Origin of the sequence: Streptomyces canus 299MFChir4.1 (assembly GCF_000383615.1) — a bacterium.
Taxonomy (GTDB): Bacteria; Actinomycetota; Actinomycetes; order Streptomycetales; family Streptomycetaceae; genus Streptomyces; species Streptomyces canus_C.
Genome location: NZ_KB911583.1, coordinates 498,680 through 517,292 on the forward strand (window position 1 = coordinate 498,680; position 18,613 = coordinate 517,292).

Below are 18,613 nucleotides of genomic sequence, written 5' to 3' on the forward strand. Positions count from 1 at the left end.
GCTCCTTGCGGGGGGTTGGGGAGGCCGCCCCCTTGGTGGGGAGGGGCGGCCGAAGGGCGGAGCTCTACGGGTAACTGGTCAGGTTCGCCACGTTGGTCGAGGAGTTGGACGGGCCTCCGGTGCCGTTGACGACGTGCCGGATGGTGCCGGTGCCGCCGAGGGAGACGGTCACCATGCTCTGGAAGCGCACACCGGACGTGTTCGGCGCCTCGATGGCCCGTTCCGCGACCACGCCCGGGTTCACGTTGAAGTAGCAGTAGCTGCCGAGGCCGTAGGCCTGGTGACTGGTGACGGAGTCGGCGACCTTGTAGGCGGCGTAGCCCTGGGTGGAACCGTTCGTCCAGGCCGCCTGGTTGGGCGGGTCGTAGGGCATCTCGTTCTGGTAGAAGTACGTGCGGCCGCCGTTGCCGTTCCAGACGGTCTGGTACTTCTGGTAGTGCTCGACGAACAGCCCGTACGCCGTCACGTTGTCGCCGTTGACGATCAGGCCCGTGTCCGCGGTGTTGGTGGTCCAGCCGACGCCGCTGCCGTGGTCGGCGCGCCAGATCCACATGTGGTCGCCGATGACGTTGTCGCTGTTGATCACGAGGCTGGTGGTCGCCTTGCCGACGCCCGCGCCGCCGACGCGGAAGTACACGTCGTGCAGGGAGGTCGGGTTCGCGGCGTGGGAGGCGGAGGAGCCGGCCGGCCCGACCTCCATCAGGGTGGGCGAGTTGGTGGTGCCCGCGTCGAAGAGGACGCCCGCGACCTTCACGCCGTCGACGTCGGCCACCTTCATCGCGGTGACGCCGTTGTCCGGCACGAACGTGGCGAGTCCCAGGCCGAGGACGACGGTGTCGGGGCGGGTCACCTGGAGCGTCTGGTTCAGGTGGTATACACCGGGGGTGACCAGGAGGTTCTTGCCCGCCGCCAGTGCCGTGTTGATGTCCGCGGCACTCGCGCCCGGCTTGACGACGTAGAAGGTGTCCAGGGACAGGGAGCTGCCGGGCGGGGAGCCGTTCGCCCAGCTGGTGCCCGTGGAGTTGGTCCGCACCGACGGCACGAACACCTTGTAGGCGCCGTCGGCGTCGACGTACAGGAAGGGCTTCTCGCGGCTGACCGGGGACTGCGCGACGGTGGTGTGGGGCGGGTTGGGGAAGGTGGTGCCGGGGACGCCCTGACTGCCGACGAAGACCATGTTCCAGTTCGAGCCGGTCCAGCTGCCGAGCTGGGAGTTGCGGGTCAGCCACTGCTGCTGGCTGCCGGAGTTGACCTGACCGTCGACCTTCGTGTCGGCGAGCAGCCCGCCACTGGACCAGCCGTTGTCGTCCAGGGCGAGATTGCCGCGCAGATGCATCCGGCGGTAGGCGGCCGCCTGGGAGACCGCCCAACGGTCGCTGCCGCCGGTGGGGTTGACGGAGAGGTTCTCGGCCCCGCGCCAGAAGTTCTGGGTCGCGTTGCCCTGGAACCAGTCGGCCTCGGCGTGCACCGCACCGTTGACGGTGACCGCGTCCGGGGTCAGACCCAGCCCCGCGACCTGGGTGTAGAAGCCGACGTTGGCGTCCACGGTGTAGGAGCCCGGCTTGAACAGGACGGCGTAGCGCTGGGAGCCGAACTGGTTGGTCTCCTGCTGCTGGAAGATCGAGTTCAGCCTCGACTGGATCGCCGAGGACGACGTCGACGGGTCGAAGACGACGACGTTGGGGCCGAGGTCGGGGTTGCCGGCGGACTGGGTCACGGGGACCACCTGGAAGCGCTGGGCCGCGCTGCCGTTGCAGGCGTACTGCACGAACTGCACGCTGTCGGCGGTCGAGGCGCCCGGGTCGTCCAGGCACTTGCCGCTGTTGCGGTTGACGAAGTGGTAGGCGCCGCCGCCCTCGTGGACGGGCAGCCACTGCTGGTTGGCGCCGCCGCCGTAGGTCCACAGGTGCACGGGCGCGTTGTCGGCGGTGGAGACGTCGGCCACGTCCGCGACCTGGCTGGTGTTGTTGCGGTTGTCGATGCGGACGTAGCCGTCGCTCGTGGCGGTGAGACTCCACTGCTGGGCCGTGCTGCCGTTGCACGCGTACTGCTGGACGGCGGTGCCGTTGGCGGTGCCGGCCGACCTGGCGTCCAGACACCGACCGCTTGCCGCGTTCATGACAGTCGAAAAGCCGGTGGGGAGCGCGGTGGCGGCGGCCTCGGCCGGCGTGGACAGGGAGGTCAGCGCGGACGCGGCGGCCACGGTGACGAGGGTGGCGGCGCCGGATCTGCGGAAGCGCGCGAGGGTGTGCATGCGCAGAGCCCTTCATGGGGGGTGAGGGTGTCGCGAGGTGTCTGGCTGACCCGTGAACCTAAAGGTCTGGACCACTTACGTCAAGGAATGAAGTAAGTTTTGAGGGAAGGTGGTTGAACGTGAGGGATCCCGTGGACCGCCCCGTCTCACCGCCGATCGGGGGGCGGTGGGGCGCGAGAAGTTTCCGGTTCGGGGGGCCTTGAGCGGCCGCGGGCGGGCACCCGGCTGCATGTTGTCGCCGGGAGTGAACCCGCGTTGTGATCGCCGTCGCTGTGTCGCTGCTGCCCGCCTTAGGGGTGCTGCTGTACGCCATGGACCGTATCGAGGACCGATTGTCGGCCAGGTCGTCGGCGCCGCGTCACGCGAGAGGACGTCACCTGCGGCTGATCCGTGGTGGCGCCCCGTCCCGCACCGGGCGCGGTTCTGCCGAACGGCGGCATGAACGACGTCTCGACGCGGCGTGACAGTTCCGCGTGGCGCTTCATGGTCTACGGAGCTCGCCCGGACTTGAGTTGCTGAAGCCGGACCCGTCGAACTCCGCGGTCTCGTATCGGAGCACCGTCGGGGCGCCCGCGCGACTCCCCACCGGTGTCCTGATTGGGAGGGGGTCCGGGGGTACTCGACGCGCATGAAGCTGCATCTTCCTGGACGGAAAGACCACGACGGCAGCGACGAGGCTCCCGAGCGGGAGGTCCCGTCGTCGCAGGAGGTGGGCCCCGGGCCCGCCGTGGAGGAGCGTGCCCCGGACACGCCGTCGCAACTGCCGAAGACGGCGTGGGGGGCTGTACTGCGGGGCAGCCTGCGGGAGTTCAAGGACGACGAGCTGACCGACCGGGCCGCGGCGCTGACCTACTACGGTCTGCTGTCGCTCTTCCCGGCCATCCTGGTGCTGGTGTCGATGCTCGGCCTGACCGGCAAGTCCGCCACGGACACGGTGCTGAAGAACCTCAAGCAGTTCACCCCTGGCTCCGCCCGCGACATCATCACCAACGCCGTCGAACAGCTCCAGAACAAGGCCGGCGTCGGGTCGGTCATGGCGATCGTCGGCCTCGCCCTGGCGGTGTGGTCGGCATCCGGGTACGTGGCCGCGTTCATCCGCTCGGCCAACCGGGTCTACGACATGCCGGAGGGCCGCCCCATCTGGAAGATCCTTCCGGTGCGGGTCGGCCTGACGGTCGTCCTGATGGTGCTCGCCGTCGTCAGCGCCCTGATCGTCGTCTTCACCGGCACCCTCGCCCACAAGGCGGGCACCGCGCTCGGGGTCGGCGACACCGCCCTGACGGTGTGGTCGATCGCCAAGTGGCCCGTCCTGGTGGTCCTGGTCACGGTCATGATCGCGCTCCTGTACTGGGCCACCCCGAACGCCCGGGTGAAGGGGTTCAGGTGGATCACACCGGGCAGCTTCCTCGCCCTGGTCATCTGGCTGGTAGCGTCCGCCGGATTCGCGTTCTACGTCGCCAACTTCGCCTCGTACAACAAGACCTACGGCACCATGGCCGGCGTCATCGTCTTCCTGGTCTGGCTGTGGATCAGCAACCTGGCGATCCTCCTGGGCCTGGAGTTCGACGCCGAGACCGTCCGGCAGCGGGCCATCGCCGGAGGGCTGCCGCCCGACAAGGAGCCCTACACGGAGCCGCGCGACACCAGGACGTGGGACGAGCAGGACCTTCGCAGGCTGGACGACTCAGGGACAGTGTCGGGCGAGTGACGAGTTGAACGGGATCCGGACGGCTTATCTCGGGGAGCTCGGGACAACCGCAGGTCATGAGGTTGCTGACGGACTTGCATGAGATCGACGGGGCTCTGACCCGGCGGGCGGCTTCCCGGATCCCGCCGGGCGTGGCCAAGGCGTTGTCGGCGGTGGAGGAGTCCGCGGAGAGCACCAAGCTGTGGTGCGGTGCCGCCGTCGTGATGGCGTGCAAGGGCGGGTGGCGGGGCCGCAGGGCGGCGGCCGCCGGACTGGCGGCCCTGGCCGTCGCCCAGCTGGTGTCGAACGGCCTGTGCAAGCAACTGGCCGGCCGTCCCAGGCCACCGGCGGAGTGGATCCCGCACGACGAGGTCGCCGACCGTCCCGACTCCTCCTCGTTCCCCTCCGGGCACACGGCGGCCGCGGTCGCCTTCACCGCCGCCGTCGCTCCCACCTGGCCCGCAGCGGGCGTGTTGTGTGCGCTGCCGGCCACGATGGTCGCCGTCGAACGGGTGCAGTCGGGCGCGCACTATCCCAGCGATGTCGCCGCCGGTGCCGTCATCGGCCTGGGCGGCGCCTGGCTCGCGCGTCGTGCCCCGGCGCTGTTCCTGCGCCACTGGCCGTAGCCGCCGACGCCGGGGCGACTCGCCGCGTGGAGGGGAGGGACGGGCGGATCGGCCGCCGCACGAGAGAGGGATTCGTCCGCGAAGGAGCGCGTCGGCCCGCTCGAACCTGCTGAGCGGGCCGACGCCGCTGTGTGCCGGCAGCCCCACACCGCGGGCACACTCGGGACAAGCCACCGTGGACCGCCGCCGCGGCTCCCCAGGGACCCATCGTGCGGGTAACCCGCATCGCCAGGGGCAATCCTGGTGAACCGTGACGGGTGAGGCCGAAACGGGTCCCGCTCGCGCTACCGGGACCATTGACCTGCGAACTCGGTTCCCCCTACCGTCGTCCCACGATGTGCCGGAACGTTCCGGCAAAGGAGCGCGGCCCCCGCCGCGCATGCGGAGCGGAGCGGACCCATGGGCCTGCCGTCCACGGACTGGCTGGTGCGACCCGTCGCACCGATCGACGAAGCCACCGCGTCGGCCGTGCTGGCGGCCCGGTTCGGGGTGCGGGGCACCGTGCGGGACCTGGGCAGCCAGCAGGACCGCAACTACCGGGTGCGCGGCGAGGCGGGGGAGTACGTCCTCAAGGTCGCCAACCCGGCCACCGGGACGGCCGAGCTGAGGGCCCAGTGCGACGCGGTGGAGCACTTGGCGGGTGCGCTGCCCGACCTCCGGCTGCCCCGGGCGCACCCCGGCAGCGACGGTGACGTGGTGCAGCCCTTCCCCCTGGACGGAGCCGAACTCGCCTGCCGGCTGCTGCACTTCGTGCCGGGTGAGCCGATCATGGACAGCCGCTGTCTCGCCCCCGCCGTCGTCGCCCGTCTCGGCGCACTCGCCGGGCGGATCGCCGCCGCCCTCACCGACTTCACCGCCCCCGACCCCGACCGCTTCCGGCCCTGGGACCTGCGCAACGCCCTCGACGTGGTCGAGACCCTCGCCCCGCACTGGCCCGACCGGGCCCGCGCCGACCAGGTGCTGAGCACAGCCCGCACCGCGCACGCCCTCGTGGAGTCGCACGCGAAGGACCTGCCGGTCCAGTTCGTCTACGGCGACATCACCGACAACAACGTCGTCTGCGAGACGGCGAAGGACGGCCGGCGGATGCCCGTCGGCGTGATCGACTTCGGGGACCTCGGCACCGGCTGGACCGTTGCGGAACTCGCCGTCACCTGCACCTCCGTCCTGCATCACCACGGTGCCCGTCCCGCCTCCGTACTGCCCGCCGTCCGCGCCTTCGACGCCGTACGCCCACTCTCCGACAGCGAGGCGGCCGCGCTGTGGCCGCTCGTCGTGCTGCGGGCGGCCGTCATGGTGGTCAGTGGGCAGTACGACGTCCTCCAGGACCCGGACAACGGCTACGCGTCCGCCGCCCTGGACCGGGAGTGGACCATGTTCGAGTCGGCCGTCTCCGTCCCGGCGGAGGTGATGACGGCCCAGCTGCGGGAGGCACTCGGCCGCCCCCTGCCGCAGGTCGCCGTCGTTCCCGCCCAGCGCATGCTGCCGGACCTGCCTGACGACATCCCGGCGCTCGACCTGTCGGCGCAGAGCGACGACCTGCACACGGGCCGGTGGCTGGAGGCGGACGCCGAAGCCGCTCTGGCCTCCGGCCGGCCGGCGGCCCGTACCCGGCACGGCGAGTTCCGCCTCACCCGGACCACGCTCGACACCACGGACCTCCCGGCGACCTGCGCCCTCGGAGTGGACGTGCATCTCGCGGCCCCGCTGGAGGTGCGCGCGCCCTGGGCGGGCACGCTCACCCGGCACGCCGACGGCACGCTCGACCTGCGCGGCGAGGGCCCCGTCCTGCGGCTGTACGGCGTCGACAGCCCGGCCGCATCCGGTCCGGTCGCCGCCGGGCAGCCCCTCGGCACAGTCGCCGAACGGGACGGCAGGCACACCCTCGGCCTCCAGCTGTCGACCCTGGCCGACCGGCGCCCCCCTCGGTTCGCCACCCCGGACCTGGCCGCCGGGTGGCTGGCGGTGAGCCCCGACCCCACGGCGCTGATCACCGGGCGGGACCCGGGGGAGCCCTCCGCCGACGAGGATCTCCTCGACCGCCGCGACCGCGCCTTCGCCGGCGTTCAGGAGCACTACTACGACGAGCCGCCCCGCATCGAACGCGGCTGGCGGCACCACCTCGTCGACACCCAGGGCCGCGGCTATCTCGACATGCTCAACAACGTGACCATCCTCGGCCACGGCCACCCCGGACTGAGCGACGCCGTGCACCGGCAGTGGCGGCGCCTCAACACCAACTCCCGCTTCCACTACGGCTCGGTGGTGGAACTCTCCGAGCGGCTCACCGCGCTCCTGCCCGCGGAACTGGACACCGTGTTCCTCGTCAACAGCGGCTCCGAGGCAGTGGACCTCGCCCTGCGCCTGGCCTGGGCGGCGACGGGACGGCAGGACACGGTCGCGGTCGAGGAGGCGTACCACGGATGGACGTACGCGAGCGACGCGGTCTCCACCTCGGTCGCGGACAACCCGAACGCCCTTTCCTCCCGCCCGAGTTGGGTCCACACCGTGGCCGCCCCCAACTCCTACCGGGGCCGCCACCGCGGTGCCGAGGCACGGCGGTACGGTCCCGAGGCCGCCGCGTGGATCACCGAGCTCGCCGCACAGGGGCACCGGCCCGCCGCCTTCATCTGCGAGCCCTTCTACGGCAACGCGGGCGGCCTTCCCCTCCCGGACGGTTACCTCCGGGAGGTCTACCAGGCCACCCGCGCCGTCGGCGGTCTGTGCATCGCGGACGAGGTGCAGGTCGGCTACGGCCGGCTCGGCACCCATTTCTGGGGCTTCGAGCAGCAGGGCGTGGTGCCGGACGTCGTCACCGTCGCCAAGGCGATGGGCAACGGGCATCCGCTGGGCGCGGTGATCACCCGGCGCGAGATCGCCGACGCCTACCGCAGCCAGGGCTACTTCTTCTCCTCGGCCGGGGGCAGCCCGGTCAGCAGTGTGGTCGGGCTGACCGTGCTGGACGTGCTGCGGGAGGAGCGGCTCCAGGACAACGCGCTGGAGACGGGCGGGTACTTGAAGCGTCGGCTGGAGGAACTCGCCGCCCGGCACCCGCTGATCGGCGCGGTGCACGGCTCGGGGTTGTATCTGGGCGTCGAGTTCGTCCGGGACCGCGAGACCCTGGAGCCCGCCACCGAGGAGACCGCCGCGATCTGCGACCGGTTGCGCGAGCTCGGCGTGATCGTCCAGCCGACCTCGGACAGACAGTGCGTACTGAAGATCAAGCCACCGCTGTGCCTGACCCGGCGGAGCGCCGACGTGTTCGCCGCAGCCCTGGACGACGTGCTGACCCACGGCTGGTGAGGCGGGTGCCGGCCAGGAACCCCCGCACGCCGACCGGACCCGGCGCGTCCGCCACCCTCGCCGACGTCGCCCGTGGAGCCGGAGTCTCCAAGACCACCGCGTCCGACGCGCTGCGCGGCCACGGCCGGGTGTCCGACGCGACCCGCCGGGCCGTCCTGGACACCGCCCGGCGCCTCGGATACACGCCCAACCGCAGCGCCCGCAGCCTGCGCACCTCCGTGACGGACACCATCGCGCTGCACATCCCGGAGTTCCTCACCAGCGCCGAGTACTACATGTCGTTCGTGTTCGGCGTCGCCGAACAGGCCGCGCGCGCCGGGCTGAACGTGACCCTGGTGTCGTCCGGCCGCCTCCCGCAGGCCGACGGACTGATCCTGTGCGACCCGATGCCGGACAACCCGGTCGTGGACCAGCTGATGACCGCGGGGCTCCCGGTCGTCACGGCCGAGCGCTACGGCGGCGACAGCCGGCCCACAGGCGTGATCTGGTCCGACCACGAAACCTCCCTGACGGAACTCCTCGACCACCTGCGCGCGAGGGGCGCCCGCCGGCCCGCGCTCATCGCCTCCGACTCCGCCGCCGACTGGGCCCTCACCCTCCAGCACACCTACGACCGCTGGTGCGCCCAGCACGGCGTCCAACGGCTGCTGCGCAAGGCGCCGTTCGGGTCCTCGCCGGAGGTACTGCGGGGCGTCGTGGGGGAGTTGCTCGCCGAGGCGCCCGAGACCGACGCGATCGTGTGCGCGGCCGACGGGGCCGCGGCGGCCGTCCTGCCCGAGATCCGGTCGGCGGGCCGGGTGGTGGGCGAGGACCTGCTGCTGGCGTCCTGCGTGGACAGCCTGGCGATGCGGACCGCGGAACCACCGATCACCTCGATCGACCTGAGGCCCCGTCACATGGGCGCGGAATGCGTCCGGTTGCTCTGCGAGATACTCGCCGGCGAAACTCCGCGCGGCACCACCCGCACCCTGGCCATCGACATGATCGTCCGGGCGTCCACGGACTCGTGAGGTTTCCGGGATCGGGTCGGCACCGCCCTCAGCGCCCCGGCGCCGCTCCGCTGCTCGCGCGGATGACGAGATCGACCGGGACGAGCGAGTCGGGAGGCGGCGGCTGTGCCGAGTCGTCGATCCGGCTCAGCAGGAGCCGCAGGGACCGGGTGCCGATCTCCGCGAAGTCCGTGCGCACGGTCGTCAGCGGCGGCAGCAGATGCCCGGCCTCGGGGATGTCGTCGTAGCCCACCACACTGATCTCGCCCGGCACGGAGCGGCCCGCCTCGTGGAAGGCGTGCAGGACGCCGAGGGCCATCTGGTCGTTGGACACGAACACCGCGGTGACGTCCGCGCGCCGGGCCAGCCGGCGCCCCAGGTGGTAGCCGGAGTCGGCGCTCCAGTCGCCGAACAGCGGCTCGGGGACCGGTGCTCCGGCCGCCTCCAGCGTGGCGCGCCAGCTCGCCAGACGCTGGTCGGCGGAGGTCCAGCCGCTCGGGCCCGCGATGTGCCAGACGGTCGGGTGGCCGAGCCCCAGCAGATGCTCGGTGGCCTTGCGGGCGCCCTCGCGTGAGTCACCGGTGACCCGCTCGGTCTCCGCGTCGAAGCCGTTCTCCAGCACCACCAGCGGGGTGTCCAGACGGGTGTCCGCCAGGGCGCGGCCCACCCACAGCTGCGGGGCGATGGCGATCACCCCGTCCGCGCCCTCGGCGGAGAGCCGGTCGACGGCCTCGACGACCGTGTCGTGCTCCGCCGAGTCCAGGGAGATGGAGCTCAGCAGATAACCGGCCTCCTGGGCCGCGGTGTTGATGGCGGTGAGGATCGCGGCCGGCCCGTAGCGCGCCGCGTCGAAGCTGATCACCCCGAGCATCCGGGTCCGCCCGCTGGCCAGCGACCGGGCGCTGCGGCTGGGCCGGTAGCCGAGGGTCCGCATGGCCGTCAGGACCGCCTCGCGGGTCTCGGGGCGCACGGACGGATGCTCGTTCAGCACGCGCGAGACGGTCTGCTTGGAGACACCCGCCAGCCGGGCCACATCGTCCATCACCGGACGCGAACCGGCGAAGTTGCGCCGGCTGCGCCCCTTCGGCACGGCTCCTTCGGCGGGGCTTGGGGTCATGGTGGCGGTGTCCTCGACGTGGTGGTGGCGGATGGTACGGCGGTCCCGGCCCGCCCGGGGAGCACAGCATAGGCGGGCCGGGACGGGGGATCCGGCAGGTGCACGGGGCTCCACGGCTGGTCAGACCGCCGGAACCGACCAGGTGTGCCGGGTGATCCACTCGGCGTGCGGGACGGCGGCCGTCCCCCGGGCACCGTGCGCCCGCTCGGGCAGATGGACCGGCGCCTGCGCGTGTAGCGGGAGCACCCGCAGCCGCAGACCCTCGGCGCGCAGCGCTTCCGCGGGAAGCCGGTCCAGGCCGATGTCCCAGACCCGCCCCGCGCAGAACTGATCGGCGACCAGCGTGTCCCCGACGTACGCCCGCCCCACGTCCCCGCTCCAGTGCAGCCGCAGCAGCGTCCCGGGCGGCAGCCCGTCCGGCACCTCCACGTGGTACTCGGCGGCCACGGTGTCGAACCACTTGTCTGCCGGGACGCTCGCCCGGCCCTGGACGCCCGTGACCGTCTCGGGGGCGGGTCCCGCGGGCCGCACGAGGGTGACCTCGGGCGCGGCGCCCTCGACGGCCGGCACCGCAGGCAGCGCGTAACGGGTGAACACCCCGTCCGTGACCGCCTCCGCCCGCACCCCGTCCACCACGGGCGCCCGCGCCGGCGCCGGCAGCACGGCGAACGACGTCGCCCTCCCCGACCCGTGCAGCCGTACCGCGTCCCGGTCGAAGACCACACCGTCCCCGCTCAGCACCAGCCGCTCGGCACCCCACGCCTCGCCCCGGTAGACGGTACGGGCCGTCGCCGCGTCCAGCACCAGCAGACCGACCCTCCCGCCGTCGGAGGTGTCCACCTCCACGAGGGCATCGGTGCCGGGACGCAGCCCGGTCACCAGCAGCCGGTCGCCGACCGGGACGACATCGCCGGTGGGCGTGCGCACGGCCGACACCGTGGCCGCGTCGAGGGCGAGTTCGGGCGCGATGCCCTCCGTCGCGGCCAGCACCAGGACCGTACGGCCGTCGACGTCGACCCTGCACACCGGCTGGGCGGTGGTCCACTCCAGCCGCAGACCGGCCACGTCGAGACGCAGCGGCCAGCAGAAGTACGCGCCGCTCGGGACCGTGACGGGAGTGCTGGGCAGAGCCAACTCGCCACCACCGGAGAGGAATTCGACCGTGAACGACGTCTCGGGGTGCTCCGGCAGCTGCTCGTGCGGCTGGTGGTTGTTGACGAACAGGAAGCCCGAGGTGCCGTCACCGCGCACCGCCCAGCGCAGGGTCTCCCGGTCGAACTGCACGTCCGGACGCCGCTCGGGCAGCACGGACCCCATGGGGGCGATCAGATGCCCGAAGTCCGCCAACAGCAGGTGCTGGAGCCGGAGTTCGTGGTAGGTCCGCCGGTACTGACCGTACTCACCGAGCGGCGCCTGGAAGTCGTACGTCAGGACGGGCAGGTCGTTCGGACAGCCGGTGGCGTGCGACTCCTGGAGGGTGCCGAGCTCACCCGCCGGGTTGGTGCCGCCGTGGAACATGTAATAGCCCTGCCAGACCGAGCCGCAGCCGATCTTGGTGAGGCCGAGCGCGCCGATGTCGTCGGGGTCGACGTACGGGCGGCGGTGGTACGACACCGCCATGCCGCCGCCCAACTCGCAGGTGGCCCAAGGGAATCGGTCCGCGAACGCGTCGGGCTCGCTGCCGCGCACGCGCACCGGGCGCAGGTCGGATCCGATGCCCTCGTCGTCGCGCTGGTGGGTGAAGAAGAAGTGCTTGCGGCAGGTGTCGGGCCAGCCGCCGTCGGCCTCGGTCCAGAAGGCCTCGGTGTAGCCGCCGTACAGCGGAAGGAGCTCGTCCGGCGGGAGTTGGACACCACCCCAGGCGGTCGAGGTCCACAGGGGCGCGCTCAGGCCGGCCTCCTGGGCCATCCGTTTCAGCGTCAGCAGGTGTCCGGGCTGGTCGTAGAGCTCGTTCTCGATCTGGATCGCCACGATCGGACCGCCGTGGGCCCGGTCCAGGCCGTCCAACTGCTCGGCGATCGCCGCGAACCAGGGGCGTACGGCGTCCAGGTAAGACGGGTCGTCGGTGCGGGGCACGCAGTCGCGGGCCAGTACCCAGTCGGGCAGGCCGCCGTTCCGGACCTCCGCGTGCGACCAGGGACCGACACGGGGGATGAAGTCCAGGCCGTGCAGGGCGCACAGCTCGGCGAAGCGGCGCAGGTCGCGGTCGCCTTCGAAGCGGACACGGCCCTCGACCTCCTCGTGGTGGATCCAGATGATGTAGGCGGCGACGGCGGTGACCCCGCCCGCCTTCATCTTCAGCAGTTCCTCCTCCCACTCCCCGGCGGGGTAGCGGGAGTAGTGGAACTCGCCGGACACCGGGAACCAGGGACGGCCGCCGCGGGTGAGCCAGCGGCTGGTGACCGCGATCGGATCGGGCACCCCGGGGGCGTCCGCGAAGGGCAGGTGCCCGGTCAGCGGAGGCCCGGCGGGGGAGGGGAGGCGCAGGTGGTGCGGGCGGGCCATCAGTCGCTCTCCGGTCCGAGGTCGGGCGTGTCGGTGAGCTGGGCGCGCGTACCGGTGGTGGCGTGCAGCTCAAGGAGGACCAGTTCGTTGGCGCCGGGGCGCAGGGCGGGCGCGGGGACGTACAGCGTGTGCTGGGGGCCGCGGTTCCAGTAGCGGCCGAGGTGGAAGCCGTTGACCCAGGCCTGGCCCTTGGTCCAGCCGGGCAGCGAGAGGAAGGTGTCCGCCGGGCTGTCCACCTCGAAGGTGCCCCGGTGGAATGCGGGTACCGCGTCCGTGGTCGCCTCGGACGGACCGAACGGCACGGCGGTCAGGTCGTCCAGCGGCACGGGCCGGCACTCCCAGCCGCGCAGCTCGGTGCCCTGGAAGGCCACCGGGCCGAGCAGCCCCTTGGGCGCCCCGATGCGCGGCCCGTAGTTGACGCCGCCCATGTTCTCCACCAGGACCTCGAGGACGGCACCGGCATGCGGGACCCGAACGGACAGCGTCTCGTCGTGCCGCTCACGCTCCAGTACGCCCACGGAGGCGCCGTCCACGAAGACCTGGGCGCGGTCGCCGACCCCGCCCGTGAAGCGCAGCAGCCCGTCGCCCGAGCCGGGCAGCGCGGTGCGGTAGAGCACGTAACCGGTGTGCACTCCCAGTGCGTTCATCGTCACCGGGGTGTCGGTGTGCGTCGACGGCAGCCCGCGGACGTACGGCAGCAGCGGCGCCCGGTGGTCCAGGTCGACGTCGGTGACCGGGAGTTTGGGCGCGGGCGCGGGCGCGGGTGCCGGCTCGTCGGGCGTGGCCGTGTGGCGGGCGATCACCTCGCGGAAGGCGTAGTACTTGGGGCCGGGATCGCCGCTCTCGGTGAGCGGGGCGTCGTAGTCGTAGGACGTGACGGTGGGCTCGAAGGCGTGCTTGTGGTTGGCGCCGTTGGTGAAGCCGAAGTTGGTGCCGCCGTGGAACATGTAGATGTTGACCGAGGCACCGGCCGACAGCAGACGGTCCAGGTCGGCCGCGGCGTCGGCGGCGGACCGTACGTGGTGCGGACCGCCCCAGTGGTCGAACCACCCGACCCAGAACTCCGAGCACATCAGCGGGCCTTCGGGCTGATGGGCGCGCAGGGCGGCCAGGTTCTCCTCGACCCGGCTGCCGAAGGTGACCGTGGCGAGCGTGCCCGGGAGGGTGCCGGCCGCCAGGTGCTCGGCGCCCGCCTGGTCGCAGGTGTACAGCAGCTCCTCGACACCGCGGTCGCGCAGCGCCTGGTGGACGTGCTTGAGATAGGCGGTGTCGTCGCCGTACGCCCCGTACTCGTTCTCCACCTGCACGGCGATCACCGGGCCGCCGTGCGCGGCCATGAACGGCCGCAGTGCGGGCAGGAGTCGGTCGAGGTAGCCGTCGAACGCCGCCGTGAACCGCGGGTCGCTGCTGCGCAGCCGGATGTCGGGGTCCGCGAGCAGCCAGGCGGGCAGACCGCCGTCGTCCCACTCGGCGCAGATGAACGGGCCCGGGCGCAGCAGGACGTGCAGGCCCTCGTCCTGGGCGAGGCGCAGCCAGCGGGGCAGATCGAGGAAGCCGTCCAGGACGAGCCTGCCCGGCTCGGGCTCGTGGAGGTTCCACGGCAGATACGTCTCGATGGTGTTGAGGCCCATCAGCCGGGCCTTGCGCAGCCGGTCGGTCCACTGGTCGGGATGGATACGGAAGTAGTGCATGGCTCCGGAGATGATCCGGAACGGCTCGCCTTGCAGGAGGAAACCGTCGGAGGACGTCGTCAGAGCGGGCATGCGGGGCATCCCTTCGAGTCAGCGGGAGTTCAGTGGGTTCGGGTGCTGCGGATGAGGGACATGGCATGCGATGTTACCGGTAACATGCGAGCCGTCAAGATCCGCGGACGGAGACAGAAGGGGCAGCGGGATTGGACTGGTGGTCCAGGCATTGGATTGCTAGTCTAGAAGGACTGGTGGAGGGGAGGCCGTGATGGAGGCCGAGCGGGACGCGATCATCGCCGCGCTCACATCGGTCGTCGACGGGATCGCGGCGACCTTCGGACCGGTGTGCGAGGTGGTGCTGCACGACTACCGCAGACCGGAGAACTCGGTGGTGGCCCTCGCCGGTTCGGTGACCGGGCGCGCGGTGGGCGGGGCGATGAGCGAGATCGGCCTGCGGATGCTCGCCCGCGGCGACGAGGCGGCCGACGAGCTGAACTACGTCACGCGGACCGACACCGGCAAGCTCCTCAAGTCGTCGACGATGCTGCTGCGGGACTCCTCGGGCGCGGTCTTCGGCGCCTTGTGCGTCAATGTCGACGTCACCGCGGCGAGCGAGGTCCACGCCCTGCTGGGCGCCCTCGCCGGGATCGGCACCGCCGCCTCCGCGGAACCGCCCGTCACCACCTTCGGCGACGACATCGACTCAGTCGTCGACGTCATGCTCGACGCACACCGGCACCAGTCGTGGGCGCTGCTCGACCGCGCCGGGCGCCTGGACCTGTTCCGCAGCCTGGACGAACGGGGCGTGTTCGAGGTCCGGCGGGCGATCGAGCAGGTGGCCGGGCGGCTCGGGATCTCCCGCGCCTCCGCGTACAGCTATCTGTCCCAGTCCCGAAAACAGGCGAACAGAAAACAGGCGAACACTGGAGGGCTCTCGTGACGACCACCACCCCGCCGGTCACCCTGGACGACGTCCGGGAGGCGGCGGCCCGGCTCAAGGGCGTCGCGCACCGCACGCCGGTGCTGCGCTCGCGGACCCTCGACGCCCTGGTCGGCGCCGAGGTCTTCCTCAAGTGCGAGAACTTCCAACGGGTCGGCGCCTTCAAGTTCCGCGGTGCCTACAACGCGGCCTCCCGGCTGACCCCGGAGCAACTGGCCCGGGGCATCGCCGCCTACTCCTCAGGGAACCACGCCCAGGCCGTCGCCCTGGCCGCCCGAGAGCTCGGCACCAGCGCGGTGATCGTCATGCCCGAGGACGCCCCGGGTTCCAAGCGGGCGGCCACCGAGGCGTACGGCGCCGAGATCGTCACGTACGACCGCTACAGCGGGGACCGCGAGGCCATCGCGGAGGCCCTGGCCGCCGAGCGGGGCCTGGCGCTCATCCCGCCGTACGAACATCCGCACGTGATGGCGGGACAGGGCACAGCGGCCCTTGAACTCCTGGAGGAGACAGGCGAGTTGGGTGCGTTGCTCACGCCCGTCGGAGGGGGCGGCCTCATGGCGGGCAGCGCGACCGCCGCCAAGGGCCTGCACCCGGGCATCCGCATGATCGGCGTGGAACCGGAGGCCGGCGACGACACCAAGCGGTCCCTGGAGGCGGGGCGGCGCATCAGCATCCCGGTGCCGAAGACCATCGCCGACGGACAGGCCCTGCACATGCCCGGCGAGCTCACCTTCTCGGTGAACCGACGACTGGTCGACGAGATCGCGCTGACCTCCGACGACGAGATCCGCGCGGCCATGCGGTTCGCCTTCGAGCGGCTGAAGATCGTCGTCGAGCCGAGCGGCGCGAGCCCGTTGGCCGCCCTGCTCAGCGGCCGGGTGAGCGGCCTGCCGGACCGGGTCGGGGTGATCGTCTCCGGGGGCAATGTCGACGCGGACCGCTTCGCGCGGCTCTGCGCGGGCGGGGACTGACACCGCTGGCTGTCACCCGAATGGCGGGCCCGCCTGGGCAGGCGGACGATGGAGTGATGGGGCCAGGCCCCCGCCGGTGCTGCCCAAAAGGGGCGGGAGACGGAGACCGGCCCCGGCCGTACCGCAACACGGCCGGAAGGGAGAGCCGTCATGTTTGAGGTGAAGACGCTCGACAAGCCGGACGAGCGCCGCGATTTCCCGCGGGGCCACCTCGAAGCGGTCCACATGAGCGGACTGGACTTCGCCGTGGGCACCTTCGAACCGGGCTGGCGCTGGTCCGAGTCCGTGGCACCCATCGCGGGCACCAGCAGCTGCGAGGTCCACCACAACGGCTATGTGGTCTCGGGCCGCATGCACATCGCCATGGACGAGGGCGGCGAGGGGGAAGTGGGCCCCGGCGACATCTTCGTGGTGTCACCCGGGCACGACGCCTGGGTCGTCGGCGACGAGCAGTGCGTGGTCTACGACTTCGCGGGCGGCATGGCGAAGGACTACGCGAAGGGCAAGTGAGGCCCACCGGCCCCGGACCGTCGTCTCCCACGCCGTGACGTACCCGCTCACGCCGCACTCACCGCTCACACCGCTCGCACCGTGACGACGATCTTCGCGCGCGCGTGCTCCACCTCCAGATGCCGGATGGCCTCGGCCGCCTCGCCCAGCGGGTACGTCCGCTCGACGGCCGGGGCGATCTTCCCTGCCTCGGCGAGTTCCCGCAGGGCCCCGAGATTCTCCTTGCGGGCCCGCGCCGGGAGTTGGAGCACCCGTTGCCTGACGAACGGGGAGAGGAGCAGGCCCCGGAGGGTGAGCCGCACCGGGCCGAGCACACTGCCGCCCTCGTACACACCACCGCCGGACAGGACGACGGTTCCGGCCGCAGCCGTGGCGCGCCGCAGATCGCGCAGTGAACGATTGCCCACCAGATCCAGGACGACGTCGTAGCGGTGTCCGGCGCGGGTGAAGTCCTCCCGGGTGTAGTCGACGATCTGGTCCGCCCCGAGGGAGCCGACGAGTTCGACGTTGCGCGCGCCGCACACGCCGGTCACCTCGGCGCCGTACGCCTTCGCGAGCTGCACGGCGAAGGTCCCCACGCCGCCCGAGGCGCCGTTCACCAGGACGGACTGGCCGGCCCGGACTCCGGCCACGTCCCGCAGTCCGATGAGCGCGGTGTTCGCGGCCAGCGGCATCGCGGCCGCCTGCTCGAAGGAGAGGCCGGCGGGCTTGAGGTCCGTCTCGCTGTCCTTGGCGCACACGAACTCGGCGAAGGTCCCGTCCGCCTCGCCGTACACCTCGTCGCCCGGATGCAGCCCCTTGACCTCGGCGCCGACCGCCTCGACGCGGCCCGCGAAGTCCCGGCCCCGGATCCGCACCTTCGGCGCGCGCAGCCCGAACGACAGCCGGGCGATCTTCGGGTCGCCGTGCAGGTAGTGCCAGTCGTAGGCGTTGACCGAAGCCGCGTGCACGCGCACGAGCACCTCGTCGGCGGCCGGCACGGGCCGCTCGACCTCCCTCAACTCCAGTGTGTCCGCCGAGCCGTACCGGTCCTGGACGACTGCCTTCATGGGTCCCCCTCCGTCGCTTCGGAGCGTACGGAAGAGGACCCGCCTTGCCATCGGAAACCGATCGGTTTACGGTGTGGGGTGTAGGTAAACCAATCGGTTTCTCGACGTTCCTGGAGGCTTTTCATGACCACCATCGAAGGTTCTGTCGCCCTGGTCACCGGCGGCAGCCGCGGCATCGGCCGGGCGCTGGTGACCGCCCTGTACGAGCGTGGTGCGAAGAAGGTGTACGCCACCGCCCGCGACCCTAGGACCGTCACCCACCCCGACGCGGTGCCGCTCGCCCTGGAGGTGAGCGACCCCGCCTCCGTCGCCGCCGCCGCCGAACAGGCCCAGGACGTCACCCTGCTGATCAACAACGCCGGCGCGTCCGTGAACGCGAGCTTCCTGGATGCACCCGTAGAGGACGTCCGCCGCGAGTTCGAGACCAACTTCTACGGCCCGCTCCTCGTGACCCGCGCCTTCGTGCCGGTCATCGAACGCAACGGCGGCGGCCACATCCTCAACGTCCACTCGGTGCTGTCGTGGCTCGGCGTCGCCGGCTCCTACAGTGCCTCCAAGGCCGCGCTGTGGTCGCAGACCAACTCCCTGCGCCTGGACCTGAGGCCGCACGGTATCGACGTCACCGGACTGCATGTCGGGTACGTCGACACGGACATGACCGCGAAGATCGACGCCCCGAAGGTCACGCCGGAGAGCGTGGCCGCGCAGGCCCTCGACGGCATCGAGTCCGGCGCCTTCGAGGTACTCGCCGACGACCTGACCCGCCAGGTGAAGGCCGGCCTCGCCGCGGACCTCTCGGCCCTGTACCCGCAGCTGGCGGCCTAGCCACCGGGAGGCATGTGGCGCGGTCCGTCGATGGATGCTCCCGCCGGGGGTGCACCGGCCCGTCTTCTTCCGGACGGCCGGGCTCGGGTCCCTGGCGTGGCCGGCCTCCAGGGCGGCGACACGGGCGCGGGCGAACCTGCCGAGGT

13 protein-coding genes are annotated in these 18,613 nt (G+C 71.8%); 8 read left to right on the forward strand and 5 right to left on the reverse strand.

The genetic code is table 11. From position 1 onward, the window contains the following. Window positions 1-64 precede the first annotated feature (64 nt). On the reverse strand, window positions 65-2,254 hold the full coding sequence (locus tag H293_RS0106355) for an RICIN domain-containing protein (RefSeq protein ID WP_020117046.1): 2,190 nt from the start codon (window positions 2,252-2,254) through the stop codon (window positions 65-67). A 628-nt stretch (window positions 2,255-2,882) separates the two neighbouring features. On the opposite strand from H293_RS0106355, the gene H293_RS0106360 reads away from it, so the two are divergent. The 4 genes from H293_RS0106360 (at window position 2,883) to H293_RS0106375 (ending at window position 8,880) form a co-directional block, all read left to right on the forward strand. Next, window positions 2,883-3,962, forward strand: coding sequence for a YihY/virulence factor BrkB family protein (locus tag H293_RS0106360; protein ID WP_020117047.1), 1,080 nt, complete (start codon window positions 2,883-2,885; stop codon window positions 3,960-3,962). Window positions 3,963-4,036: 74 nt separating this feature from the next. Next, window positions 4,037-4,567 carry a phosphatase PAP2 family protein gene (locus H293_RS0106365; protein ID WP_259294437.1) on the forward strand — a complete coding sequence of 177 codons (531 nt, stop codon included), beginning with the start codon at window positions 4,037-4,039 and terminating at the stop codon, window positions 4,565-4,567. A gap of 399 nt (window positions 4,568-4,966) precedes the next feature. Further along, the gene (locus tag H293_RS0106370) at window positions 4,967-7,870 is read left to right on the forward strand and encodes an aminotransferase (RefSeq protein ID WP_020117049.1); all 2,904 of its coding nucleotides are present in this window, start codon (window positions 4,967-4,969) and stop codon (window positions 7,868-7,870) included. 5 nt (window positions 7,871-7,875) lie between these two features. Then, a complete protein-coding gene (locus tag H293_RS0106375) occupies window positions 7,876-8,880 on the forward strand; it encodes a LacI family DNA-binding transcriptional regulator (RefSeq protein WP_020117050.1) in 1,005 nt (334 codons plus the stop codon). A 28-nt stretch (window positions 8,881-8,908) separates the two neighbouring features. Here H293_RS0106375 and H293_RS0106380 read toward each other — a convergent pair whose 3' ends face one another. The 3 genes from H293_RS0106380 to H293_RS0106390 all read right to left on the reverse strand — a co-directional run bounded on the left by H293_RS0106380 (window position 8,909) and on the right by H293_RS0106390 (window position 14,244). Continuing rightward, entirely contained in the window at window positions 8,909-9,976 is a 1,068-nt protein-coding gene (locus H293_RS0106380; RefSeq protein WP_028807603.1) for a LacI family DNA-binding transcriptional regulator, read from the reverse strand. 120 nt (window positions 9,977-10,096) lie between these two features. After that, window positions 10,097-12,481: a beta-galactosidase gene (locus tag H293_RS0106385; protein WP_020117052.1), complete on the reverse strand. Its 2,385-nt coding sequence runs from the start codon at window positions 12,479-12,481 to the stop codon at window positions 10,097-10,099. Further along, a complete protein-coding gene (locus H293_RS0106390; RefSeq protein ID WP_020117053.1) occupies window positions 12,481-14,244 on the reverse strand; it encodes a glycoside hydrolase family 35 protein in 1,764 nt (587 codons plus the stop codon). The genes H293_RS0106385 and H293_RS0106390 overlap by 1 nt, the downstream gene beginning before the upstream one ends. Before the next feature lie 193 nt (window positions 14,245-14,437). On the opposite strand from H293_RS0106390, the gene H293_RS49170 reads away from it, so the two are divergent. From H293_RS49170 to H293_RS0106405, 3 genes are all read left to right on the forward strand, one after another. Then, window positions 14,438-15,109: a helix-turn-helix transcriptional regulator gene (locus H293_RS49170; protein WP_020117054.1), complete on the forward strand. Its 672-nt coding sequence runs from the start codon at window positions 14,438-14,440 to the stop codon at window positions 15,107-15,109. Next, window positions 15,106-16,083: a threo-3-hydroxy-L-aspartate ammonia-lyase gene (locus H293_RS0106400; RefSeq protein WP_020117055.1), complete on the forward strand. Its 978-nt coding sequence runs from the start codon at window positions 15,106-15,108 to the stop codon at window positions 16,081-16,083. The genes H293_RS49170 and H293_RS0106400 overlap by 4 nt, the downstream gene beginning before the upstream one ends. 150 nt (window positions 16,084-16,233) lie before the next feature. Continuing rightward, entirely contained in the window at window positions 16,234-16,593 is a 360-nt protein-coding gene (locus H293_RS0106405) for a cupin domain-containing protein (RefSeq protein ID WP_020117056.1), read from the forward strand. Between the two features lie 65 nt (window positions 16,594-16,658). On the opposite strand, the gene H293_RS0106410 is transcribed toward H293_RS0106405, so the two are convergent. Further along, complete coding sequence (locus tag H293_RS0106410) at window positions 16,659-17,642, reverse strand: NAD(P)-dependent alcohol dehydrogenase (RefSeq protein ID WP_020117057.1); 984 nt, start codon at window positions 17,640-17,642, stop codon at window positions 16,659-16,661. A 123-nt stretch (window positions 17,643-17,765) separates the two neighbouring features. On the opposite strand from H293_RS0106410, the gene H293_RS0106415 reads away from it, so the two are divergent. After that, window positions 17,766-18,467 carry an SDR family oxidoreductase gene (locus tag H293_RS0106415; RefSeq protein WP_020117058.1) on the forward strand — a complete coding sequence of 234 codons (702 nt, stop codon included), beginning with the start codon at window positions 17,766-17,768 and terminating at the stop codon, window positions 18,465-18,467. The last annotated feature ends 146 nt before the right edge of the window (window positions 18,468-18,613 follow it).